The sequence below is a fragment of the Streptomyces sp. NPDC029151 genome (assembly GCF_055564315.1).
Genome location: NZ_JBVHWQ010000006.1, coordinates 199,678 through 222,339, shown reverse-complemented (window position 1 = coordinate 222,339; position 22,662 = coordinate 199,678). Strand labels below are relative to the sequence as shown.

The following is a 22,662-nucleotide window of genomic DNA, read 5'->3' as shown; positions in this document are numbered from 1 at the left end:
GGTTCCCCCGGCCCCGCCTCCCGCACCACCCCGTCCCCCCACCGCACCCCCGTCCCCACTCCCGCCCACCCCTCTCCCCGGGCGGTACGCGTGCATAGGAGCCCGCGATGAGCGAAATGATCACGGCGGAGCTGGTCGATCTCGACCTGTCCGCCGACACCAAGGAAGCGGCGGCGCGTACCCTCGCCCGGCGCATGGTGGCCCAGGGCCGGGTGACCGACCTGGAGGGCTTCCTCGCCGACGTCGCCGCCCGCGAGGCCCAGATGCCGACCGGCCTCGACGGCGGCATCGGCATCCCGCACTGCCGCAGCGCCCATGTCACCGAGCCGACCCTCGCCTTCGGCCGCAGCGCCGCCGGCATCGACTTCGGTGCCGCGGACGGCCCGGCCGACCTCGTCTTCCTGATCGCGGCCCCCGCCGGCGCCGACGACGCCCACCTCACGATCCTCTCCTCCCTCGCCCGCCAGCTGATGAACACGGAGTTCACCGACGCGCTGCGATCGGCCGGGGACGCGGACACCGCGGCGGCGCTGATCCGCGGGGACGAGGCGCCGACGGCCGCGGGCGAGGGCGCCGGCGGTACGGCGGACGCGGGATCCGCCCAGAGCGCCGCGGACTCCGCCCAGGGCACCGACTCCGCGCGGGGCGCCGGTGGCTCCGCGCAGGGGGCCGTGGGCACTCCTCAGGGTGCCGCTGGCACTCCCCAGGGTGCCGCGGCTGCCTCCGAAGACACCGCCGCGGCGTCGGTGGCGGCCTCCGCCGACGCCGTGGCGGGCAGTACGGCCCCGGCTGCGGACGCGGCCGTCGCGGACGGATCCGCCCCGGTGCCGGACGCCGTTCCGGCCCCAGGCGGGCGCCCCTTCCGAATCGTCGCCGTCACCTCCTGCCCCACCGGTATCGCCCACACCTACATGGCGGCCGAGTCGCTGGAGAACGCCGGCCGTGAGGCGGGCGTCGAGGTGGCCGTCGAGACGCAGGGCTCGGCCGGCTTCACCCGGCTGGACCCGGCGGTGATCGCGGCGGCGGACGGCGTGATCTTCGCGCACGACGTCCCCGTCCGTGACAAGGACCGCTTCGCGGGCAAGCCGACCGTCGACGTGGGTGTGAAGGCGGGCATCAACCGGCCCGCCGACCTCATCGCGGAGGTCCGCGGGAAGGCGGCGCGCGGCGAGGCGAGCGCGCCGGCGCAGGCGCCGTCCGGTACGCCGGTGGAGCGCGCGGGCGACTCCACCGAGGGCTACGGCACCAAGCTCCGCAAGTGGCTCATGTCCGGCGTCAGCTACATGGTCCCGTTCGTCGCCGCGGGCGGTCTGCTCATCGCGCTGGGCTTCGCGATCGGCGGCTACAAGATCAACAAGGCGCCTTCGGTGATGGACCACTTCGTGTGGACCCAGGCCGACAGCTGGGGCGCCCTGCTGTTCCAGATCGGCGTGGTGTCCTTCGGCTTCCTGGTCCCGGTCCTGGCCGGCTACATCGCCTACGGCATGGCCGACCGGCCCGGCCTGGTCCCCGGCTTCGTCGGCGGCGCGATCTCGGTGACCATCAACGCGGGCTTCCTCGGCGGCCTGGCGGCCGGTCTGATCGCCGGTGGCGTGGTGCTGGCCGTCCAGCGGGTGCGGATCCCGGCGGCGTTGCGGGGCATCATGCCCGTGGTGGTGATCCCGCTGATCTCCTCGGCGATCGTCGGCTTCCTGATGTTCGTCGTCATCGGCAAGCCCATCGCGAGCGCCCAGAAGGGCCTGACCGACTGGCTGAACGGCCTCACCGGCACCAACGCCATCCTGCTCGGCGCCCTGCTCGGCCTGATGATGTGCTTCGACCTGGGCGGCCCGGTCAACAAGGTCGCCTACACCTTCGCCACCGCCGGCATCGCCGTCGCCACCCCCGGCGACTCCGCCATGAAGATCATGGCCGCGGTGATGGCGGCCGGCATGGTCCCGCCGCTGGCGATGGCCCTGGCCACCACCGTCCGCGCCCGGCTGTTCACCGCGGCCGAGCGCGAGAACGGCAAGGCCGCCTGGGTGCTGGGCGCGTCCTTCATCTCCGAGGGCGCGATCCCCTTCGCGGCGGCCGACCCGCTGCGGGTCATCCCCTCCTCGATGGTGGGCGGCGCGCTCACCGGCGCCCTGTCGATGGGCTTCGGCGCCACCCTGCGCGCCCCGCACGGCGGCATCTTCGTAGTCCCGCTGATCGGCAACCCGCTGCTGTACCTGGTGGCCATCGCGGCCGGCGTCGGTGCCACCACGGTCCTGGTGGTCCTCCTCAAGGGCCTGCGCAAGCCGAACCCCGAGTCCCCGGCCGCCGACCCGGCCGCACAGGAGACGGCCGCTCCCGAGGGCACCAAGCAGCCGATAGCCGCCTGATCCGGCTGCCGGCTATCGGCCAAGGGCTGCCGGCTACGGGCTTACGGGCTATTGGCTACGGGCCATGGCGGGACACTCAGGGCCCGGGACGGAGGTCCCGGGCCCTGACCCGCCTGTACGGCGGGCGCGCTATCCCTGCCGTGCCGCGCGCCGCTCCATCGCGTCGCGGGCCGCGTCCTCCGACATGTACACCTCGCACATGTGCCGCCCGTCGGGCGTCGCCGTGTGCTCGACCTCCCACAGGGAGACCTCGGTCCCGTCGGGCAGCAGGAAGGCGTGCTCGTACAGCGCGTAGCTCAGCCCCGTCCGGCCGGCCCGGCCGGGGCGGCCGAAGGCCTGGGTGATCTGGTGGGCGGTCGCCGTCGCCAGCAGCGCCGCCGTGTCGGCACCGGGCCGGTCGGGGTTCTCCGCGCGGCGCAGCAGCCGGCGGGCGTGGTCCGCGGAGTCGTCCGAGGCGAACACGTGCCGGGGTTCCGGAATCGCCCACAGCCGCATGAGCGCGGGCAGTTCCAGGTCCTGGGTGTCCGGCTGCGGGCCGAGCCGGTCGGCGGCGGCCTGCAGCTCCTCCTCGTCGACGTACACCTCGTGTTCCGGGGCGCTGCCCGGCGTGGGGTTGTGCACCAGCTCCCACAGCGTGACCGCCGTGCCGTCGGCGAGCAGCCAGGTGTGCCGGTACGTCTCCCGGTGCAGCCCCGCGCTGTGGTACGCGGAGTGCAGCGAGCTGTCGTGCGCCAGCGCGCAGTCGAGGCGCCGTATCACTTCGTCGGGCAGCTCGAACGAGTTCAGGGCACGGCCGAGAAGTCGCGCGAGATGCTCCTCAGGAGACTCGGGCGACTCGGCTGGTTCGTACGCTGCCGTCTCGTACGGAACGCTCAAGGTTTCTCCCGGCGTTGCTGCATGTCACCTTGTGGGTGCATACCGTAGCCCCTCGGTCGGACATCATGTCCGGGAACCGAGAAAACGTACGCCGGGAAAACGCCGGAGCCGCGCGAGAAGTTCCCGCGCGGCCCGTCGTTCCGTCAGAAACCGCCGCTCAGACGGCGCTCCCCGCGGTCCAGGCGTTCCACGACATGTTCCAGCCGTTGAGCCCGTTGTCGGGGGAGACCGTCGTGTCGGGGGAGTTCTTCACGATCACGACGTCACCGACGAGGGAGTTGTCGAAGAACCACTTGGCCTCGGTGGCGCCCTGGGCGCCCTGCACGTCCGCGAGGCCGACGCAGCCGTGGCTGGTGCCCGTGCGCCCGAAGGGCGGGTTGCCGCGGTTGTACCAGTAGTTGCCGTGGATGAACGTCCCCGACGTCGTCAGCCGCATCGCGTGCGGCACGTCCGGGATGTCGTACTCCCCGCCGAAGCCGACCGTCGAGCCGTTCATGCGGGTCTGCACGAACTTCTCGGAGATCACCATCTGCCCGTTGTACGTGGTGTGCTGCGGGCTGCCCGCCGAGATCGGCAGCGTCTTGATCGTCTTGCCGTCCCGCACGACCGTCATGGTCTGCGTGTTCACGTCGACCGTGGAGACCTGCGAGCGGCCGATGGTGAAGGTGACGGTCTTCTTCTGCACGCCGTAGACGCCCTTCGCGCCCTCGACGCCGTCCAGGTCGATGGAGAGCGTGACCTTGGACCCGGCCTTCCAGTACTCCTGCGGCCGGAAGTCGAGGCGCCGGTCGCCGAACCAGTGCCCGGCCACCTGCTGGCCGCTGGTGGAGTTGACCGTGATGTGGGACTGCACGGCCTTCTTGTCGGTGATGGACTTGTCGAAGGTGAACGACACCGGCATGCCCGCGCCGACCGTCGAGCCGTCGTCCGGCGTGTAGGTGCCGATGAAGCTGTTCGACGAGCTGACGGTGGTGAAGATGGAGTTGGCCGCCGCCGTGCGTCCGTCGGTGTCCTTCGCGGTCGCGGCTATCCGGTACTTGGTGCCGCGCTCCAGCTGCTCCTTCGGCTTCCAGGTGTGGCCGTCCGCCGATATCGCCCCCGGCACGGTCTGCCCGGAGTCCGCCACCGTCATCTTCACGTCGGTCAGCTTGCCGTCGCTGACCTTCACCCCGGTGGCGTTGATGGACGCCCCGGTCGAACCGTCCTTGGCCGAGATCGCTATCTTCGCCGTCGACGTCTTCGGGGAGTCCTTGCCGCCCTTGCCGTCGTCGTTGTTCGCGTTGGCGCTGCCGCCGCACGCGGTCAGGGTGAGGGCGCCGACCATCAGGGCGGCACAGGCCCCGAGTGCGCGCCGCGCTGCAATGTCCGGCGTTGTCACGGGCTGCTCCAGGTTCGTGTGATGTGCGTGGTCCGTTCCAGTGCGTGGAGAAAGAGGGCTCCGCCGCTGCGGAAGGTTCCCTTCCACTCCCGTGAACGCCATCACGTGACAGAACCGCGACAATCCGGGGCTCAACCCCCTTGGCAGCACGGCCCCCTAACGGCCGTACAACTCCCCGTACGACGGCCACGCTCCGCCCGGCCCGGCGACCGACTCGGCGGCGCGCACGGCCCGTACGATCGCGCGGGTCACCAGATCCGCGCCGGCGGCCAGGATGTCGTTGAGCGCGAGCGGGTGCGGGTCGAGCGGACGGGCGCCGGTCGCCAGCGCGAACACCGTGTCGCCGTCGTGCAGGAGGTGCACCGGCCGCACGGCGCGCGCGATCCCGTCGTGTGCCGTGCCCGCCAGCTTCTGCGCCTGCGCCTTGGAGAGGTCCGCGTCCGTCGCGACCACCGCCAGCGTCGTGTTGAGCGGCGCCGGCGCGTTCCCGGGGGCGGCCTCGTCCAGGCGCCGGAGCGCGGCTGCGTGCACGCGCTCCTCCGGGTACTCCACCCGTCCCTGGAACAACTCCCCGTACAACACGCCCGTCCCCGGATCCAGCACCTCTCCCGCGGCGTTCGCGACGACCAGCGCCGCCACGGTGACGCCCGAGCCGAGCACCGTGCTCGCGGTGCCCACCCCGCCCTTGAGCCGCCCGACGACGGCGCCCGTGCCGGCGCCCACGCACCCCTCCGGCACCCGCGCACCCGGCACCGTGGCCGCCGCCGCCTCGACCGCCGCACGTCCCGTCGCCGCGTCCGGACGCGCCCGGAAGTCGCCACCGCGCCCCAGGTCGAAGACGCACGCGGCCGGCACCACCGGCACGACGTGCGCCGGATCCACGCCCACCGGAACCCCGCGCCCCCGCTCCTCCAGCCAGGCCATCACCCCGGAGGCCGCGTCGAGCCCGTACGCGCTGCCCCCGGTCAGCACCACGGCGTCCACCTTCTGCACCACGTTGCGCGGGTCGAGGGCGTCGGTCTCCTTGGTGCCGGGGCCGCCGCCCCGCACGTCCACGGCGGCGACGGCACCGCCCTCCGGGGCGAGGACGACCGTGGTGCCGGTGAGCAGGCCGCCGCCGCGCCGGGTGGCGTGCCCCACCCGCAGCCCGGCGACATCCGTCAGAGCGTCAGCTGTCATGGACGCCAGTCTGGCCCAGCGGGCGCCCCGGACCGAGGGACTCAGCCGGTCTCGGCGGCGGCGCCCGCCCCGCGTTCCCGGGCGGCCGTGCGCGCCGTCAGGACCACCCCGGTCGCCACCGCGGCCGAGGACACGAGCCCCGCCGCGAGCACCGCCCACTCGCCCAGGAAGGTGCAGCAGATCACCAGCAGGGCCGTGACCGGCAGGACGAGCTGCTGGGCGAGACCGACCTTGAAGTGGCGGGAGTGCAACGCCCACACGGTCAGCAGGTACAGCGCGGTCGGCAGGGTGACGGCGGCCGAGGCGGACAGGACGGAGATGTGCGCCTTGCCGACCGCCTGTTCCACGGCCACCTCCAGCCCGGCGCCGATCGCCGCCGCCGAGGCGAAGACCAGATAGTGCCCGTAGCCCCAGACGAACGCACGCCGGGTGGAGCGCAGGTGCCCGTGGATGGGCACCACGAAGTAGATCCACCAGGCGGCGAAGACGATCAGCAGGCCGCCCGCCGCGATGGGCAGCAGCTCGCCCAGCGCGTCGTGCTCGTCCACGCCCGACTTCACGGCGACCGTGGCCGCGGCGATCGTCTCGCCGAGCACGATGATGGTGAACAGGCCGTACCGTTCGGCGATGTGATGCGGGTGCCAGGAGGTCTCCTGGACCCTCTCGGCGTACAGCGGCACGCACAGTTCCGCGACCACCATCACGAGGAACACCCACGGCCGGGACGGCTCGGGCAGGAGCACCAGGCCCAGCCAGCCGGCCTGGCACAGCAGCACCCCGTACGCGTACCGCAACGCGGTGGTCCGCTCCGTGCCCGCGGCCGATCTCGCCGCTCTCAGCCACTGCCAGACCATCGCCAGCCGCATGATCGCGTAGCCGAGCCAGACCAGCAGGAAGTCGTGGTGCGCGGCGGCCCGGGAGACGCCGGCGGCCAGCACCAGGACACCGGCGATCTGCACCAGGGTGACGACCCGGTAGAGCGCGTCGTCGTTGTCGTACGCCGAGGCGAACCAGCTGAAGTTCATCCACGCCCACCAGATGGCGAAGAACACCATCACGTAGTCGAGGATGCCCCTGCCCGCGTGCCCCTCCGCGACGGCGTGCACCAGTTGCACACCCGCCTGCGCGATCGCCACGACGAAGCACAGGTCGAAGAACAGCTCCAGCGGGGACGCGACGCGGTGCTCCTCGTCGCGCCCGCGCGCGGTGAGCCGTCGCAGGGGGCGGGAGGGCTGCGGTGCGCCCGAGGGGGCGGGCGCCGGGGCGGAACTCGACGTCATGGTCCCAGCACAGCAGAAAACCGGGCCGAAATCTTGTGAGCGCGTTCACGAGCGCCGGGGGCGGGGCGGCGGGAGCGGCCGGCGTGGGCCGGGCCGGCGCGGGCCGGGGCGGTGTGGGCCGGGGCGGTGTGGGCCGGGGCGGCGTGGGCAGAGAGCTAGCCGTCGGGCCTGAGCGGGGGGCGCCGTACCCTGGTGGCATGAGCACCGCCCCCGAGCCCGAGCCCCGCGATCCGAAGCCCGCGCTGGTCTTCGACGACCCGCTGGACCAGCAGTCCTCGGACGACACCGACCGCGGCTGGGGCGAACGCCCGGCCGGCGACAGCGCCGCCGACCTGAGGCGCTTCCTGGACGAGAAGCCGCCCCACCACCTCTGAGCGGCCCCCTGCGGCGCCGCTAGCGCTCGTCGCGCCCGGCCCCGCGCTGCGCGACCAGCGCGTCGCGGATCTCCTTGAGCACCTCCAGCTCGGTCACCTCGATGACCTCCCTCGTGCCCTCCCGCGCCGCCTTCCGGGCCGCCTGCCGGGCCAGGTACTTCGACATCGGCAGCACCATCAGGAAGTACACCACCGCCGCGGTGATCACGAAGCTGAGCGTGGCGCCCAGGACGGAGCCCCACATGATCGGCACCCCGCTCTTGACCGTGCCGTCCGCGGCCACATGGCACGGGTCCTTCAGACAGGTGCTGTAGCTGTCGAGGTTCTGTGTGCCGATCGCTCCGACCAGCGGATTGATGATCCCCTTCACCACCGAGTTGACGATGTTCGTGAAGGCCGCGCCGATGACCACCGCCACCGCCAGATCGACGACGTTGCCGCGCATCAGGAAGGCCTTGAAGCCGTGCCAGACGCTCGGTTGCTGCTTCGCGCTCACCTCGGGGACTCTCCTCGTATGCACAGGCTGTGGAATGAAGCGCTCCGCAACTTACGGCACGGTGCGGTCGGTGTGTCCACTTGCCTCGCTCGATCGAGAGAGGTGACAGCAGGCCACCGAGGGCGCGGAGGAACTGGTTCAGCACAGCGTCACCGCCAGGCGTGCGGTGGCGCCCGCGCCGACCAGCCGGGCCGCCGTGGCCCGCGGTACGGCCAGCACGACCAGCGCGCCGCTCTCCGCCGCACCGGCCGAGGCCCCCGGCGCGACCGGTCCCTCCGGTCCGTCCGGCATCTCCGGCATCTCCGGCACGGTCGTCACCCGGACCCCGCTCGCGAGCACCCGCGCCTCCCCGCCGCCGGCCGACGGGTCCGGCGCGGCGATCACGTCGACACGGTCACCGGGCCGGAGCAGCCGCACCGTGGCCGCGTCGGCGATCCGCACCGGTGCCGACACGACGTCGGCCGCCGGGTGCCGTAGCGGAGGTGCCGTGGCCGTATGCCCGCGGGCGGCCCCCGCGCCCGGCTGCCCTCGGGCAGGCTCGCTGACCGGATGGCCGCGGGGCCTGCCCGAGCCGTGCGGTTCCGTACCGGTGCCGCCGGACAGTCCGGCCCGGGGACCCGCCGCCACGAGCGCCGCCGCGGTCACCGCGAGGCCGGCCGCGACCGCCCGCCGGCGATGCCGCACCAGCCGGTGCAGCCGGTACCGGCCACCGCGCACCCGCACCGGGTCGAACGGGGGCACCTCGCGGGTCGGCGGGGCGTCCGTGCCCAGTGGGCGCGGGAGCCGGAGGGGAGGCGGGAACGGGGGCGTGACGGGAGTGGGCGAGGGCACGGGAATCACCGCCTGCGACGAGGAGTTCGGCTTGCGCTCCCACGATGGGGCCTCGCGCCGGATCCCGCCGGAGCCGGTGGATCACCGGCTGGTTGTGGACAACTCGCCCACCCCACCGCCCTACGGCAGCTCGAACCCCGGGTTCATCCCGCCCAGCGCGTTCACGCACAGGCAGTCCCGGTCCGCGGTCGCCGGCAGGGCCGTCACCGCGTCGAACAGGACGTCGCGCAGCCGGTCCACGTTGGCGGCGAACACCTCCAGCACGTCCTCGTGCGAGACGCCCTCACCGGTCTCCGCGCCCGCGTCGAGGTCCGTGACCAGGGTCAGGGACGTGTAGCACAGCTCCAGCTCCCGGGCGAGCGCGGCCTCGGGGTGGCCGGTCATGCCCACCACCGACCAGCCCTGGGCCCGGTGCCACAGCGACTCGGCGCGCGTGGAGAAGCGCGGGCCCTCGACCACGACCAGGGTGCCGCCGTCCACCGGTTCCCAGTCCCGGCCGCGGGCCGCCTTCAGCGCGACGGCCCGCCCGGTGGGGCAGTAGGGGTCGGCCATGGAGACGTGCACGACGTTCGGCACGGTGCCGTCGGGCAGCGGCAGGCCGTCGAAGTAGGTCTGTGCCCGGGACTTCGTACGGTCCACGAACTGGTCCGGTACGAGCAGGGTGCCCGGGCCGTGCTCGGGGCGCAGCCCGCCCACCGCGCAGGGGCCGAGCACCTGCCGGACGCCGACCGAGCGCAGGGCCCACAGGTTGGCGCGGTAGTTGATGCGGTGGGGCGGCAGGTGGTGGGCGCGGCCGTGCCGGGGCAGGAAGGCGACCCTCCGGCCGGCGAGCTCGCCGAGGAAGAGGGAGTCGCTGGGCGCTCCGTAGGGGGTGTCCACCTGGACCTCGGTCACGTGGTCGAGGAAGGAGTAGAAACCCGATCCGCCGATCACGCCGATCTCTGCGTTCGCCATGACCAGCACACTAGCGGCCCGAGAAGGCGGTGGGGAGCGGGTACCGGGGAACGCCGAAGACCCCGCCGTCGGGCGACGGCGGGGCTCGGAAGAGAGTTCTCAGGCGGCGGAGCTGCTGGTGGAGCCGGACGACGACGAGGTCGAGGACGTCGAGGACGCCGAGGACGTCGAGGACGCCGACGAAGAGGACGTCTTCGAGTCGGACGAGGAGCCGGCCGGCTTCGACGCCGGGGCGCTGCTCGACGTGGAGCCGCGGGAATCGTTGCGGTAGAACCCGGAGCCCTTGAAGACGATGCCGACCGCGGAGAACACCTTCTTCAGGCGGCCCTTGCAGCTGGGGCACTCCGTCAGGGCGTCGTCGGTGAACTTCTGCACCGCCTCAAGGCCCTCGCCGCACTCGGTGCACTGGTACTGGTAGGTCGGCACTGTCTTCCTCCTGGCACTCTCACTCAATGAGTGCTAACGACGGTCCATAGTGACGTATTCCCGGGGATCAGTCCACCGTGACCGGCACGCGGTGACCGACGCCACGCGCGACCGTGCGGTTCCCGTGCCGCGGAACCAGCCGGGACCGCAGCGTGACCAGGGTCGCCAGCGCGAGTACGGTGCCGGCCATCGGCACCAGGAACCCGGCGCCGTCCCACAGCCGGTCCTCCAGCTGTCCGGCGACCGTCACGGCGGCGGCCTGGCCGAGCGCGACCGCGCCGGTCAGCCAGGTGAAGGCCTCGGTGCGGGCACCGGCCGGGACCAGCTTCTCGACCAGCGTGTAGCCCGTGATCAGCGACGGCGCGATGCACATGCCGACCAGCAGGCCGAGCGCGGCGAGCAGCAGCACCGAGTGCGCCGTCCACAGCGCGGACGCCGCCAGCGCGAGCGCGGCGTAACCGATCACGATGCGCTTGTGGGGGGCCGTCTTCCAGGCGATCGCGCCGCAGGCGATGCCGGAGAGCATGTTGCCGGCGGCGAAGACGCCGTAGAGGACGCCGTTGAGGCCGGGCTCGCCGATGGACTGCGTGAAGGCCGCGAGCGAGACCTGCATGCCGCCGAAGACCGAGCCGATGCCCAGGAAGGTGACGACCAGCACGCGCACGCCCGGGACGCGCAGCGCGGAGGCGTGCCGCACGCGCGCGTGGCCGCTGCCGGCGGACACCGACGGCTGCGTGCTCTTCTGCGCGGCGAACAGCAGACCGCCGACGAGGGTCAGCGCGGCCTCCGTGACCAGACCGGCCGCCGGTGCGACCGCGGTGCACAGCGCGGTCGCCAGCAGGGGGCCGAAGACGAAGGTCAGCTCGTCGGTGACCGACTCGAAGGCGGCCGCGGTGGTCATCAGGGGGGAACCCTGGAGCTTCACGCCCCAGCGGGCCCGCACCATCGGGCCGACCTGGGGCACCGAGGCGCCGGTCGGGACGGAGGCCAGGAACAGCGCCCACAGGGGTGCGTGCGCCAGCGCGAGCGCCGTCAGGGTGAGGCCGGCGACGGTGTGCACCAGGATGCCGGGGACCAGGACGGCGCGCTGGCCGTAGCGGTCGGCGAGGCGGCCGCTGTAGGGCGCGAACAGCGCCATGGAGACACCGGTGGCGGCCGCCACGGCGCCCGCGGCGCCGTACGAGCCGGTGGTGTGCTGGACGAGCAGCACGATGGAGAGGGTGAGCATCGCGAACGGCTGGCGTGCCGCGAAGCCGGGGAGCAGGAAGGTCCAGGCGCCGCGGGTGCGCAGCAGCTGTCCGTATCCGGGGCGGGAGGACGCCGGCGAGGTCTTCTCCGGTTCGGTGGTGGTGACCGTGGATCCCACGGCCCGTGCCTTTCTGCCGCCTGGTAGCGCGGGCCCCGTGCGGGCCGGGCGCCGAGAGCTGTCCTCTTGCGCGGACTGCGGTAGATGCCGGTGCCCACGGGGATGTGGGGGGCGACCCGGCCGCCATACGGTCGCGCCAGCTCTGCGTCAGGCAGAGTTGGTTCGATCAGGGTGCGCCTTCATCGTACAGGGATCACCGCTCGCGCGACTGTGAAAACGAGCACCATGCGCGTGGCCACCTGGGGTTTCCAGGGGGTGGTGCGGAACGGCCGCTGCCCCCTCACCGCGTGCCGCCGGATCCGTCGGTGCCCAGCCAGCCCGCCAGCTTGCCGCCGTGCGCGACCGCGCGCAGGCGCCGTTCGGCCGCGTCGCGGACCGGGTCGGTGGCCACCACCAGCAGTTCGTCGCCGTGCCGGAGCACCGTCGTGGGCAGTGGGACGAACGACTTCTCCTCGCGCACGACCAGGGTGACGGCCGCCCCCGGCGGCAGCCGCAGCTCGTTGACCTCGACGCCGTGCATCCGGGAGCCCTCGGGGACGGACACGGACAGCAGGTGCCCCCGGAGCCGCTCCAGGGGCGCCGACTCGATGCCGAGGTCGGCCGCCTCGCCCTTCTCGCCGAGCCGCAGGGTGCGGGCCAGCCAGGGCAGGGTCGGCCCCTGGACGAGGGTGTAGACGACGACCAGGACGAAGACGATGTTGAAGATGCGGCGGCTGGCGTCGACGCCGTTCACCATGGGAATGGTCGCCAGGATGATGGGCACGGCGCCGCGCAGTCCCGCCCAGGACATCAGGGCCTGTTCGCGCCACGGCACCCGGAACGGCGCCAGGCTGCCGATCACGCTCAGCGGGCGGGCCACCATGGTCAGCACCAGCCCGATGACCAGGGCGGGCCAGACGTCGTCGCCCAGCTCGTGCGGGGTGACCAGCAGGCCGAGGACGACGAACATGCCGATCTGCGCGATCCAGCCGAGCCCCTCGGCGAAACCGCGGGTGGCGGGCCAGTGGGGCAGCTTGGCGTTGCCGAGCAGCATGGAGGCCAGGTAGACGGCGAGGAAGCCGCTGCCGTGGGCCAGGGCGCCGGCGGCGTAGGCGGTGACGGCGATGGCCATCACGGCGATCGGGTAGAGGCCGGAGGCGGGCAGGGCGACGTGCCGGAGCCCCCAGGCGCCGAACCAGCCCACCGCGAGCCCCAGGGCCGCGCCGATGGCCAGCTCCAGGGCTATCTCGCCGAGCAGGACGTACCAGTGCTCGACCGGGCCGGCCGTGGAGAAGGCCACGACCAGGATGACCACCGGGGCGTCGTTGAAGCCGGACTCCGCCTCCAGCGTGCCCGTCACGCGCGCGGGGAGGGGGATTCTCCGCAGGACCGAGAAGACCGCCGCCGCGTCCGTCGACGAGACCACCGCGCCGATGATGAGCGCCTGCCGCCATTCCAGCCCGACCAGGTAGTGCGCCCCCGCCGCGGTGACGCCGACGCTGATCGCGACGCCCACGGTCGCCAGGACGGCGGCGGAGGACAGAACCGGCCGGATTTCCTTCCACTTCGTGCCCAGGCCGCCCTCGGCGAGGATCACGACCAGGGCCGCGTACCCCATGACCTGGGTCACCGCGGCGCTGTTGAAGTGGACGTCGCCGATCCCGTCCTGCCCCATGAGGACGCCGATCCCCAGGTAGACGAGCAGGCTGGGGAGCCCGCTGCGCGAGGAGATCCGGACGGCCGCGACGGCGACGAGCAGGACGACGGAGCAGACGAGCAGGAGCTGGTTGAGGTGGTGGACAGTCAGCGGGCGTTCCCCCTCGGATCGGACAGGTGATCTCCGGTTACTTCGTTAGCTTACCTAAGTCTTGACGCTTTCTTGACGTTCGCGAGGCAAGATCGAACGCTCGTGCGCGCTGGTTCCCGACTCCGCGTCAAGCGGGACAGGGCCCTGCGCCTATGGTTGCTCCAGCGCTCATTCAAAGTCACAGCCCGACCTGCCGCTCGCGTTAGGACAGCAAGGACAGCGATGCCCCCCAACACCACCGCCACAACGGGTGACACCGCCACCACGGGTGCGAGTGCCACGCCCGGCAAGTCCGGCAGGAAGAAGGTGCGCAAAGCCCGACTGATCGTGCTTGTGCTGGTTCTGGCCATCATCGGCGGCGTCGCCTTCGGGGCGTACTGGTCGATCAGCACGGTCCGCGCCTCCTTCCCGCAGACCACGGGAACGATCAGGATCGACGGCCTGTCCGGACCGGTCGACGTCAAGCGGGACGGCTACGGCATCCCGCAGATCTACGCCTCCTCGGACGAGGACCTGTTCATGGCGCAGGGCTTCGTCCAGGCGCAGGACCGGTTCTACGAGATGGACGTGCGCCGGCACATGACCTCCGGGCGCCTGTCGGAGATGTTCGGCAAGAGCCAGGTCGACAACGACGCGTTCCTGCGCACCCTCGGCTGGGACCGGGTGGCCCAGCAGGAGTACGACACCAAGCTGTCGGCCGCCACGAAGAAGTACCTCCAGGCCTACGCCAAGGGGGTCAACGCCTACCTCCAGGGCAAGAGCGGCAAGGACATCTCGCTGGAGTACGCGGCCCTGGGCCTCACCAACGACTACCAGCCGCGGAAGTGGACCCCGGTCGACTCCGTGTCGTGGCTGAAGGCGATGGCGTGGGACCTGCGCGGCAACATGCAGGACGAGATCGACCGCGCCCTGATGACCAGCCGCCTCGGCCCACAGCAGATCCAGGACCTGTACCCGGCGTACCCGTACAGCCGTAACAAGCCGATCGTCCAGGAAGGCCAGTACGACGAGCTGACCAGTGCCTTCCGGCAGAGCGGGGCCACCGGTCCCTCCCAGGGCACGACGGGCGGCACCACCGGCTCCCAGGGCACGACGGGCACGACCGGCACCACCGGAACGACGGGCACCACCGGGACCACCGGCACCACGGGCTCCTCCGGGGGCGCCACGGGCACCGGCGGCACCGCGGGCGCGACCGGGACCGGTTCGGGCCTCACGAGCCAGCTGGGCGGCCTCTACAACGTCCTGGACGACCTGCCGACGGCCGTCGGCGTGAACGGCCAGGGCATCGGCTCCAACTCGTGGGTGGTCGCCGGGAAGTACACCGTCAAGGGCAAGCCGCTGCTCGCCAACGACCCGCACCTGTCGGCGTCCCTGCCGTCCGTCTGGTACCAGATGGGCCTGCACTGCCGGACCGTCTCCAGCAAGTGCCGGTACGACGTCACGGGCTACACGTTCGCCGGCATGCCCGGTGTGATCATCGGACACAACGCGAAGATCGCCTGGGGCCTGACCAACTCCGGTGTCGACGTCACCGACCTCTACCTGGAGAAGGTCAGCGCGAACGGCTACCTCTACGACGGCAAGGTCCGCCCGTTCAAGACCCGCGAGGAGACCATCGAGGTCGCCGGCGGCAAGGCGAAGACGATCGTCGTCCGCCAGACCCAGGACGGGATGCCGCTGCTGTCCGACCGTGACGACGAACTCGTCCAGGTCGGCAGGAAGGCCTCGGTGAACACCGCCGCGCCCGACCGGGGCGACGGTTACGGCATCGCCCTCCGGTGGACCGCGCTCGACCCGGGCACGACGATGGACGCCGTGTTCGCCCTCGACAGGGCCGGGGACTGGAACGACTTCCGCGCGGCGGCGGCCCTGTTCGACGTGCCCTCGCAGAACCTGGTCTTCGCCAGCACGGACAACCACATCGGCTACACGCTGCCCGGCAGGATCCCCACCCGCTCGGCCAAGGACACCGGCGCCATCCCGGCACCGGGCTGGGACTCGAAGTACCGCTGGACGGGCTTCATCAAGCAGGACGAGCTGCCCTACGAGTACGACCCGAAGCGCGGCTACATCGTCACCGCCAACCAGGCCGTGGTCGACCCGGAGAAGTACCCGTACACCCTCACCACCGACTGGGGTTACGGCACCCGCAGCCAGCGCATCTCCGACCTGATCGAGTCCAAGATCAAGGACGGCGGCAGGATCTCCACCGACGACATGCGCCAGATGCAGCTGGACAACAGCAGCGAGATCGCCAAGCTGCTGGTGCCCAGGCTGCTGAAGATCAACCTGGACGACCCGGACGTCCGCCAGGCGCAGAAGCTGCTGGAGGGCTGGGACTACACCCAGGAGGCCGACTCGGCGGCGGCGGCGTACTTCAACGCCGTCTGGCGCAACATCCTCAAGCTCGGCTTCGGCAACAAGCTCCCCAAGGAGGTCCGCGTCAAGGGCCAGTGCCTGTGGGTCGACAAGATCGACAGCACCGGCCCGGTGGACGACGACACCAAGGTGCGCGAGTGCGGTCAGCGCGACGCCGACCAGGCGCAGCCGGACGGCGGCGACCGCTGGTTCGAGGTCGTGCGCACCCTGATGGACAAGCCGGACAGCGACTGGTGGAAGACGCCCAAGGCGGGCACCCGCCCCGGCGCCGACAACCGCGACGAGCTCTTCCGCCGGGCGATGATCGACGCCCGCTGGGAGCTGACCGCCAAGCTCGGCAAGGACATCGACACCTGGAGCTGGGGCCGCCTGCACCGGCTGTTCCTGAAGAACCAGACGCTCGGCACCGAGGGCCCCAAGGTCCTGCAGTACCTGCTGAACCGCGGCCCCTGGAAGCTCAGCGGCGGCGAGTCCACGGTGAACGCGTCCGGCTGGAACGCCGCCGGCGGCTACAACGTGGTCTGGGTGCCGTCCATGCGGATGGTGGTCAACCTCGCCGAACTCGACAAGTCCAAGTGGATCAACCTGAGCGGCGCCTCCGGGCACGCGTTCAACGCGCACTACACGGACCAGACGGGCAAGTGGGCCCAGGGCGAGCTGCTGCCCTGGTCGTTCTCGGGCAAGGCGGTGGACCGGAGCACGAGCGACACCCTCGTCCTCAAACCGTGACCGCCCCCTGAGGCGGCACACCGCACAACGGCCCTCCACGCGCGCGCGTGGAGGGCCGTTGTGCTTCGCGGCTCGGGTCAGGGGCTCGGGAAGCGGCGCACCCCCGACGGGGTCACCACCGCGTGCACCGGCTTGTCGTGCGCCTCAGCCGGGACGCGCGCGACGACCTCCGTGTCGTACAGCAGCACCACCAGCCGGGGGTGGGCCCCCGCCCGCTCCAGCCGGGCGAGCACGCGGTCGTACGACCCTCCGCCACGCCCCAGCCGCATCCCGCGCGCGTCCACCGCGAGCCCGGGCAGCAGGACGACGTCCGCGGCCGTCACGGCGTCCGGGCCGAGCCGTGTTCCGGAGGGCTCGAAAAGCGCCATTCTTCCGCCGTGTTGGACGCGCGCGAGGGAGTCGGGACCGGTGTACTCGCCCCAGTCGAGGTCGTTGTCGGGCAGGAGCGCGGGGAGCAGGACGCGCACGCCCCGCGCGCGCAGCGCGTCGAGCAACGCGAGCGTGCCCGGCTCGCTCCCCACGGAGACGTACGCCGCCACCGTGCGACCGCGCACCAGCTCGGGCAGCTCCAGGGCGCGCTCCGCCAGGGCACGGCCCGCTTCCCGCACGTCATCCGTCGTCAACCTGTTCCTCACCGCAAGGAAGTCCCGCCGCAACACGCGCTTGTCAGGCTCGGCCGTAGGTCCGTCGTCGTTTTCCACTGCTCGTCGCGCGCCCTTCTTAATGCAGGTCATATGAGGGTCAAGCAACCGGAGCCACAGATTCCCAACAAAGGCACCGGATAGGGTGGCGGGCATGACTCAGTCCCACCCCAGGATCAGCAAGGCTGTCATCCCCGCAGCAGGCCTCGGCACCCGGTTCCTGCCGGCCACCAAAGCCACTCCCAAGGAGATGCTGCCGGTCGTGGACAAGCCGGCGATCCAGTACGTGGTCGAGGAGGCCGTGTCGGCGGGGCTCGACGACGTCCTCATGGTCACCGGGCGCAACAAGCGCCCCCTGGAGGACCACTTCGACCGCAACTACGAGCTGGAATCGGCGCTGGAGAAGAAGGGCGACGCCGAGCGGCTCGCCAAGGTGCAGGAATCCAGCGACCTGGCCACCATGCACTACGTGCGCCAGGGCGACCCCAGGGGCCTCGGCCACGCCGTCCTGTGCGCCGCCCCGCACGTCGGCCACGAGCCCTTCGCCGTCCTCCTCGGTGACGACCTGATCGACCCGCGCGACCCCCTGCTGCGGCGCATGATCGACGTCCAGGAGCGGCACGGCGGCAGTGTGGTCGCCCTCATGGAGGTCGCGCCCGAGCAGATCCACCTCTACGGCTGCGCGGCCGTGGAGGCCACCGCCGACGGCGATGTCGTGAAGGTCACCGGACTGGTCGAGAAGCCCGACCCGGCGGACGCCCCGTCGAGCTACGCGATCATCGGCCGGTACGTCCTCGACCCGCACATCTTCGACATACTGCGCAAGACCGAGCCGGGCCGCGGCGGCGAGATCCAGCTCACCGACGCCCTCCAGCAGCTCGCGCAGGACGAGAAGGTCGGCGGTCCGGTGCACGGCGTCGTCTTCCAGGGCCGCCGCTACGACACCGGGGACCGCGGCGACTACCTGCGTGCCATTGTCAGACTCGCGTGCGAACGTGAGGACCTGGGCCCGGACTTCCGGACCTGGCTCCGCAGTTACGTAGCCGAGGAGATGCAGCAGTCTTGAGCAGCGCCGCGACCCGCCCCGCCGGCCCGGACGACCTGTGGTCGGTGGACGAGCACCTGGAGGACATCCTCTCGACCGTCCGCCCCCTCGAACCCATCGAGCTGCAACTGCTCGACGCCCAGGGCTGCGTCCTGGTCGAGGACGTCACGGTGCCGGTGTCCCTGCCCCCGTTCGACAACAGCTCCATGGACGGGTACGCGGTACGGGTCGCGGACGTGGCGGGCGCCGGCGAGGAGTTCCCCGCCGCCCTGGAGGTCGTCGGGGACGTCGCGGCCGGCGCGGCCGACCTGGTCCGGGTCGGCCCCGGACAGGCCGCGCGCATCATGACGGGCGCGCCGCTGCCGCCCGGCGCCGAGGCCGTCGTCCCCGTCGAGTGGACCGACGGCGGGCTCGGCGAGGGCCCGGTGAGCGGCATGCGGGCGCGCAGCCTGGCCCCGGAGGGCGCCGAGGGGCAGGTGCACGTGTACCGGCCCGCCGAGGCACGCGCGCACGTGCGGGCCAAGGGCAGCGACGTGAAGGCGGGAGACCTCGCCCTGGCGGCCGGCACGGTCCTCGGCCCGCCGCAGATCGCGCTGCTCGCCGCGATCGGCCGCGGCACGGTCCGGGTGCGTCCGCGCCCGCGCGTGGTCGTGCTGTCCACGGGCAGCGAACTGGTCCAGCCCGGCGAACGGCTGGCCGCGGGCCAGATCTACGACTCCAACAGCTTCGCCCTGACCGCCGCCGCGCGGGACGCGGGCGCCATCGCCTACCGGGTGGGCGCCGTCGCCGACGACGCCGAGACCCTCCGCTCCACCATCGAGGACCAGCTCATCCGCGCGGACCTGCTGGTGACCACGGGCGGGGTCAGCGTCGGGGCGTACGACGTCGTCAAGGAGGCGCTGTCGTACGCGGGGCTCGCGGAGGAGCCGGGCAGCGGTGTGGAGTTCCGCAAGCTCGCCATGCAGCCCGGCAAGCCGCAGGGCTTCGGCTCCATCGGCCCCGACCACACCCCGCTGCTGGCGCTGCCCGGCAACCCGGTGTCGTCGTACGTCTCCTTCGAGCTGTTCGTCCGCCCCGCCATCCGCACCCTGATGGGCCTGGAGGACGTCCACCGGCCCCGCGCCCGGGCCACCCTGAGGACGGACCGGGCGCTGCGCTCGCCCCAGGGCCGCCGGCAGTTCCTGCGCGGCGCGTACGCCGACGGCGAGGTGACTCCCGTGGGCGGCTCCGGCTCCCACCTGATCGCGGCGCTGGCGCACGCCGACGCGCTGATCGTCCTGCCCGAGGACGTGGAGTCCGCCGAGTCCGGCACCGAGGTCGAGGTGGTCCTGCTCGGCTGAGCCCTCCTGGTTGGCGGTACGGTGTCGCGGACAGCAGGCCCGCGCACCGCACTGCGACGGGCCCGGACCGGGAGCGCAGCACACCATGACGTCGCAGGACCGACTGACCCACATCGACGACGCGGGCGCGGCCCGCATGGTCGACGTATCCGGAAAGGACGTGACCGCGCGCACCGCCCGTGCCAGCGGCCGGGTCCTCGTGTCCCCCCGCGTGGTCGAGCTGCTGCGCGGCGAGGGGGTGCCCAAGGGTGACGCCCTGGCCACCGCGCGCATCGCCGGGATCATGGGGGCCAAGCGCACCCCGGACCTGATCCCGCTGTGCCACCCGTTGTCGGTGTCCGGTGTGACACTGGACCTGTCGGTCGCGGACGACGCCGTGGAGATCCGGGCTACCGTGAAGACGGCGGACCGCACGGGCGTCGAGATGGAGGCCCTCACCGCGGTGACGGTCGCCGCGCTCACCGTGATCGACATGGTCAAGGCGGTCGACAAGGGAGCGGTCATCACGGACGTACGGGTGGAGGAGAAGACGGGCGGCAAGTCGGGCGACTGGAGCCGGGCATGACGTCCGGCGACGGCGTGAGGGGCGCCCGGCCGGCGCCGTACGCCGCGCTGGTCGTCACCGCCTCGAACCGGGCGGCCGCCGGTGTCTACGAGGACAAGGGCGGCCCGCTCGTCGTGAAGGGCCTCGAGGACCTCGGGTTCGCCGTGGAGGGGCCGCAGGTGGTGCCCGACGGGGATCCGGTGGAAGCGGCGCTGCGGGCGGCCGTGGCGGCCGGGTACGACGTCGTCGTCACCACCGGCGGCACCGGCGTCTCGCCCACCGACCGCACCCCGGAGGCGACCCGCGCGGTGATCGAGTACGAGGTGCCGGGCATCGCGGAGGCCGTTCGCGCGTACGGCCGGGACAAGGTGCCGACCGCCGTGCTGTCCCGGGGCCTGGCCGGGGTCGCCGGGCGGACGCTGATCGTCAACCTGCCCGGCTCGACCGGTGGCGTGCGCGACGGGCTCGCCGTACTGGCGCCCCTGCTGGTCCACGCCGTCGACCAGATCCGCGGCGGTGACCACCCCAGACCCGGCAGTGGTGGGGGTGCGAGCTGAACAGCCCTTCCTGGCCCGTCGTGCTGGCGGACGGCGATGTCGTCCTCCGGCCGATAAAGCTGCGTGACCAGCGGGCCTGGCGCGAGGTGAACCGGCGCAACCGCGAGTGGCTGCGCCCCTGGGAGGCGACGATCCCGCCGCCCACACCGAGCGGGCCCATCGCGCACCGGCCGACCTACCGCCAGATGGTCCGGCACCTGCGCTCGGAGGCCGGGGCGGGCCGGATGCTGCCGTTCGTCATCGAGTACGAGGGCGCGCTGGTCGGGCAGTTGACGGTCGCCGGGATCACCTGGGGGTCGATGTGCTCGGGGCACGTGGGCTACTGGGTGGACGAGGCGGTGGCCGGCCGCGGGGTGATGCCGACGGCGGTCGCGCTCGCGGTGGACCACTGTTTCCGCACCGTCGGTCTGCACCGGATCGAGGTCTGCATTCGTCCCGAGAACCGGCCGAGCCGGCGGGTGGTGGAGAAACTCGGATTCCGCGAGGAGGGGCTCCGGCCGCGTTATCTGCACATCGACGGCGCCTGGCGGGACCATCTGGTCTTCGCGCTCACCGCGGAAGAGGTGCCCGACGGTTTGCTCGCGCGGTGGAAGCGGGCACGCTCTCACGGCGGCCAGCGCACCGAGAGTCCGTAAATTGAAAATGTGTTCGAAATTGATCGGCTGTTGACCGTCTCGGTCACTGAAATTCGCTCCTCCGGCGGCCCCGTGATCGCATCGGTCGCAAAAAATGCTGGAAATATCAGCCGGATCGTGCGACACACCGGCCCAATTGGCGGATGGCCTCGCGCAAACCCCTCTACCGTGTGAGCGTGAGCAGCAGCGGCCTCATCTACGCAGTCATTGTCGGGGCCTGGGCCGCCTACTTGGTGCCGATGTGGCTCCGTAGGCAGGACGAGCTGAACGAGGCCCGTCCGACGGAACGCTTCAGCACCGCCATCCGGCTGCTGTCCGGACGGGCGGGTATGGAGCGCCGGTACGCCAGGGACCTGAAGGCGCGCTCCGCCCAGGAGGGGGAGCCGGACGCCGTCGATCCGGACGCCGTCACCGACGCGGTGGACGTCCGGGCCTTCGCCGTGCCTCCGACCCGCCGTCAGGCGGTGCCGGAAGCCGAGCCCGTGGCGGCCGACACCGCCGACCCGGCGCGCGACCCCGCCCCCGAGCCGGTGCCCAGGCACACCCCCGCGCCCGTGCCGGCGCAGAAGCACGCGTCCCCGGCGCAAGCATCCGCGGCCCAGGCCTCCGCGGCCCAGGCCTCCGCGGCGCAGGCCTCCGCGGCGCAGACGGCCGCAGCGCGCGCCCGGCGTTCGAAGGTGCTCGCCCGGCGCCGGCGCACCACCGTGATGCTCTTCCTCGCCTTCACCCTCGGCGCGATCGTGGCCGCCGTCGGCGGACTCGCCTTCCTCTGGGCGCCCGCCGTGCCCGCACTCCTGCTGAGCGGGTACATCGCCCACCTGCGGACGCAGGAGCGCCGCCGCTTCGCCTACCAGATGGACCGCCGGCACGCCGAGGCCGCGGCCCAGCGGCTGCGCGAGCGCCAGCCCCACCGCCGCGCGCCGCTCGACGCGGGCCCCGGCGCCGACCCGGCGGAGGAGGCCCCGGACACCGGCACGGACACCGGCCTGTCCGCGCTCGCCGCCGACCGGCGCGCCCTCGTCGAGCAGACCGATCACGCCGAGTGGGTCGACCAGCAGCGCGAGCGGCAGCGCCGGCCCGGCCACGGGGACAGCTGGGACCCGGTCCCGGTGCCCCTGCCGACGTACGTCACCGCGCCGGTCGCCCCGCGCGCCACCTCCGACGTCGATCTCGGCGCGCCCGACACCTGGAGCTCGGCACGCTCCAGCGCGGTCGCCCCGGAGCACGAGGAGGCGCCGCAGGCCGAGACCGGGACGGCGGCGCCCGCGACCGGGGAGAAGCCCGCGGGCGGCCACGGCGACGCCCGCCGCGCCGCCTCCGCCCGCCGGTCACGGGAACGCGGACGCACCCCCCTCTTCGACCAGTTCGACGACGACGACCGTCCACGGGCCGCCAACGAGTGACCCGGGTCACCACCGGCAATCGACGCCCTGACCAGTCAGGGAGCGGATTTCCAAGCACCCGGATCGGGATGCTAGAG

Annotated in this window: 20 protein-coding genes; 9 read left to right on the top strand and 11 right to left on the bottom strand. The window is 72.5% G+C overall.

Annotation, left to right across the window (positions count from 1 at the left end):
- Positions 1-107 precede the first annotated feature (107 nt).
- A complete protein-coding gene (locus tag ACZ4VF_RS23290) occupies positions 108-2,363 on the top strand; it encodes a PTS fructose transporter subunit IIABC (RefSeq protein WP_467928239.1) in 2,256 nt (751 codons plus the stop codon).
- 129 nt (positions 2,364-2,492) lie between these two features.
- Here ACZ4VF_RS23290 and ACZ4VF_RS23285 read toward each other — a convergent pair whose 3' ends face one another.
- From ACZ4VF_RS23285 to ACZ4VF_RS23270, 4 genes are all read right to left on the bottom strand, one after another.
- Entirely contained in the window at positions 2,493-3,239 is a 747-nt protein-coding gene (locus tag ACZ4VF_RS23285) for a DUF6227 family protein (RefSeq protein ID WP_467928238.1), read from the bottom strand.
- A gap of 157 nt (positions 3,240-3,396) precedes the next feature.
- The gene (locus tag ACZ4VF_RS23280; RefSeq protein ID WP_467928237.1) at positions 3,397-4,617 is read right to left on the bottom strand and encodes a L,D-transpeptidase; all 1,221 of its coding nucleotides are present in this window, start codon (positions 4,615-4,617) and stop codon (positions 3,397-3,399) included.
- A 156-nt stretch (positions 4,618-4,773) separates the two neighbouring features.
- Positions 4,774-5,796, bottom strand: coding sequence for a P1 family peptidase (locus ACZ4VF_RS23275; RefSeq protein ID WP_467928236.1), 1,023 nt, complete (start codon positions 5,794-5,796; stop codon positions 4,774-4,776).
- A gap of 41 nt (positions 5,797-5,837) precedes the next feature.
- Positions 5,838-7,076: a low temperature requirement protein A gene (locus ACZ4VF_RS23270; RefSeq protein ID WP_467928234.1), complete on the bottom strand. Its 1,239-nt coding sequence runs from the start codon at positions 7,074-7,076 to the stop codon at positions 5,838-5,840.
- 197 nt (positions 7,077-7,273) lie between these two features.
- Between ACZ4VF_RS23270 and ACZ4VF_RS23265 the strand changes: the two genes are divergently transcribed.
- Positions 7,274-7,450 (top strand): hypothetical protein, encoded by a 177-nt coding sequence (locus ACZ4VF_RS23265; protein WP_208032721.1) that lies wholly within the window; start codon positions 7,274-7,276, stop codon positions 7,448-7,450.
- 19 nt (positions 7,451-7,469) lie between these two features.
- Here the strand turns inward: ACZ4VF_RS23265 and mscL are convergent, their stop codons facing one another.
- The 6 genes from mscL to ACZ4VF_RS23235 form a co-directional block, all read right to left on the bottom strand.
- On the bottom strand, positions 7,470-7,946 hold the full coding sequence (gene mscL / locus ACZ4VF_RS23260) for a large conductance mechanosensitive channel protein MscL (RefSeq protein WP_467928233.1): 477 nt from the start codon (positions 7,944-7,946) through the stop codon (positions 7,470-7,472).
- 138 nt (positions 7,947-8,084) lie between these two features.
- Positions 8,085-8,786 carry an RcpC/CpaB family pilus assembly protein gene (locus ACZ4VF_RS23255; protein WP_467928232.1) on the bottom strand — a complete coding sequence of 234 codons (702 nt, stop codon included), beginning with the start codon at positions 8,784-8,786 and terminating at the stop codon, positions 8,085-8,087.
- Between the two features lie 111 nt (positions 8,787-8,897).
- Positions 8,898-9,731: an S-methyl-5'-thioadenosine phosphorylase gene (locus ACZ4VF_RS23250; RefSeq protein WP_467928230.1), complete on the bottom strand. Its 834-nt coding sequence runs from the start codon at positions 9,729-9,731 to the stop codon at positions 8,898-8,900.
- A 99-nt stretch (positions 9,732-9,830) separates the two neighbouring features.
- The gene (locus ACZ4VF_RS23245; RefSeq protein ID WP_467928229.1) at positions 9,831-10,157 is read right to left on the bottom strand and encodes an FmdB family zinc ribbon protein; all 327 of its coding nucleotides are present in this window, start codon (positions 10,155-10,157) and stop codon (positions 9,831-9,833) included.
- 67 nt (positions 10,158-10,224) lie between these two features.
- The gene (locus ACZ4VF_RS23240; RefSeq protein WP_467928227.1) at positions 10,225-11,523 is read right to left on the bottom strand and encodes an MFS transporter; all 1,299 of its coding nucleotides are present in this window, start codon (positions 11,521-11,523) and stop codon (positions 10,225-10,227) included.
- Positions 11,524-11,803: 280 nt separating this feature from the next.
- On the bottom strand, positions 11,804-13,309 hold the full coding sequence (locus ACZ4VF_RS23235) for a potassium/proton antiporter (RefSeq protein ID WP_467928630.1): 1,506 nt from the start codon (positions 13,307-13,309) through the stop codon (positions 11,804-11,806).
- A gap of 222 nt (positions 13,310-13,531) precedes the next feature.
- On the opposite strand from ACZ4VF_RS23235, the gene ACZ4VF_RS23230 reads away from it, so the two are divergent.
- A complete protein-coding gene (locus tag ACZ4VF_RS23230; protein ID WP_467928226.1) occupies positions 13,532-16,420 on the top strand; it encodes a penicillin acylase family protein in 2,889 nt (962 codons plus the stop codon).
- A 77-nt stretch (positions 16,421-16,497) separates the two neighbouring features.
- On the opposite strand, the gene ACZ4VF_RS23225 is transcribed toward ACZ4VF_RS23230, so the two are convergent.
- On the bottom strand, positions 16,498-17,154 hold the full coding sequence (locus tag ACZ4VF_RS23225) for a 5-formyltetrahydrofolate cyclo-ligase (RefSeq protein ID WP_467928224.1): 657 nt from the start codon (positions 17,152-17,154) through the stop codon (positions 16,498-16,500).
- Between the two features lie 61 nt (positions 17,155-17,215).
- Between ACZ4VF_RS23225 and galU the strand changes: the two genes are divergently transcribed.
- The 6 genes from galU (at position 17,216) to sepX (ending at position 22,585) form a co-directional block, all read left to right on the top strand.
- A complete protein-coding gene (gene galU / locus ACZ4VF_RS23220) occupies positions 17,216-18,127 on the top strand; it encodes a UTP--glucose-1-phosphate uridylyltransferase GalU (RefSeq protein WP_467928223.1) in 912 nt (303 codons plus the stop codon).
- Positions 18,124-19,446: a molybdotransferase-like divisome protein Glp gene (glp, locus tag ACZ4VF_RS23215; RefSeq protein ID WP_467928222.1), complete on the top strand. Its 1,323-nt coding sequence runs from the start codon at positions 18,124-18,126 to the stop codon at positions 19,444-19,446. Before galU ends, glp begins: the two co-directional genes overlap by 4 nt.
- 85 nt (positions 19,447-19,531) lie before the next feature.
- Entirely contained in the window at positions 19,532-20,011 is a 480-nt protein-coding gene (gene moaC / locus ACZ4VF_RS23210) for a cyclic pyranopterin monophosphate synthase MoaC (RefSeq protein ID WP_467928221.1), read from the top strand.
- Positions 20,008-20,547, top strand: a complete 540-nt coding sequence (locus ACZ4VF_RS23205; protein WP_467928219.1) for a MogA/MoaB family molybdenum cofactor biosynthesis protein — start codon at positions 20,008-20,010, stop codon at positions 20,545-20,547. The genes moaC and ACZ4VF_RS23205 overlap by 4 nt, the downstream gene beginning before the upstream one ends.
- 20 nt (positions 20,548-20,567) lie before the next feature.
- Entirely contained in the window at positions 20,568-21,182 is a 615-nt protein-coding gene (locus ACZ4VF_RS23200; RefSeq protein ID WP_467928218.1) for a GNAT family N-acetyltransferase, read from the top strand.
- Positions 21,183-21,358: 176 nt separating this feature from the next.
- Positions 21,359-22,585 (top strand): divisome protein SepX/GlpR, encoded by a 1,227-nt coding sequence (gene sepX, locus ACZ4VF_RS23195; RefSeq protein WP_467928217.1) that lies wholly within the window; start codon positions 21,359-21,361, stop codon positions 22,583-22,585.
- Positions 22,586-22,662: the final 77 nt, after the last annotated feature.

Bases quoted from the DNA above. Each gene is read 5' to 3' on its own strand.
- ACZ4VF_RS23230 (WP_467928226.1), top strand. From the start codon at position 13,532: ATGCCCCCCAACACCACCGCCACAACGGGTGACACCGCCACCACGGGT.
- ACZ4VF_RS23275 (WP_467928236.1), bottom strand. From the start codon at position 5,796: ATGACAGCTGACGCTCTGACGGATGTCGCCGGGCTGCGGGTGGGGCAC.
- ACZ4VF_RS23225 (WP_467928224.1), bottom strand. From the start codon at position 17,154: ATGACCTGCATTAAGAAGGGCGCGCGACGAGCAGTGGAAAACGACGAC.
- ACZ4VF_RS23290 (WP_467928239.1), top strand. From the start codon at position 108: ATGAGCGAAATGATCACGGCGGAGCTGGTCGATCTCGACCTGTCCGCC.
- ACZ4VF_RS23265 (WP_208032721.1), top strand. From the start codon at position 7,274: ATGAGCACCGCCCCCGAGCCCGAGCCCCGCGATCCGAAGCCCGCGCTG.
- galU (WP_467928223.1), top strand. From the start codon at position 17,216: ATGACTCAGTCCCACCCCAGGATCAGCAAGGCTGTCATCCCCGCAGCA.
- moaC (WP_467928221.1), top strand. From the start codon at position 19,532: ATGACGTCGCAGGACCGACTGACCCACATCGACGACGCGGGCGCGGCC.
- ACZ4VF_RS23270 (WP_467928234.1), bottom strand. From the start codon at position 7,076: ATGACGTCGAGTTCCGCCCCGGCGCCCGCCCCCTCGGGCGCACCGCAG.
- ACZ4VF_RS23205 (WP_467928219.1), top strand. From the start codon at position 20,008: ATGACGTCCGGCGACGGCGTGAGGGGCGCCCGGCCGGCGCCGTACGCC.
- ACZ4VF_RS23250 (WP_467928230.1), bottom strand. From the start codon at position 9,731: ATGGCGAACGCAGAGATCGGCGTGATCGGCGGATCGGGTTTCTACTCC.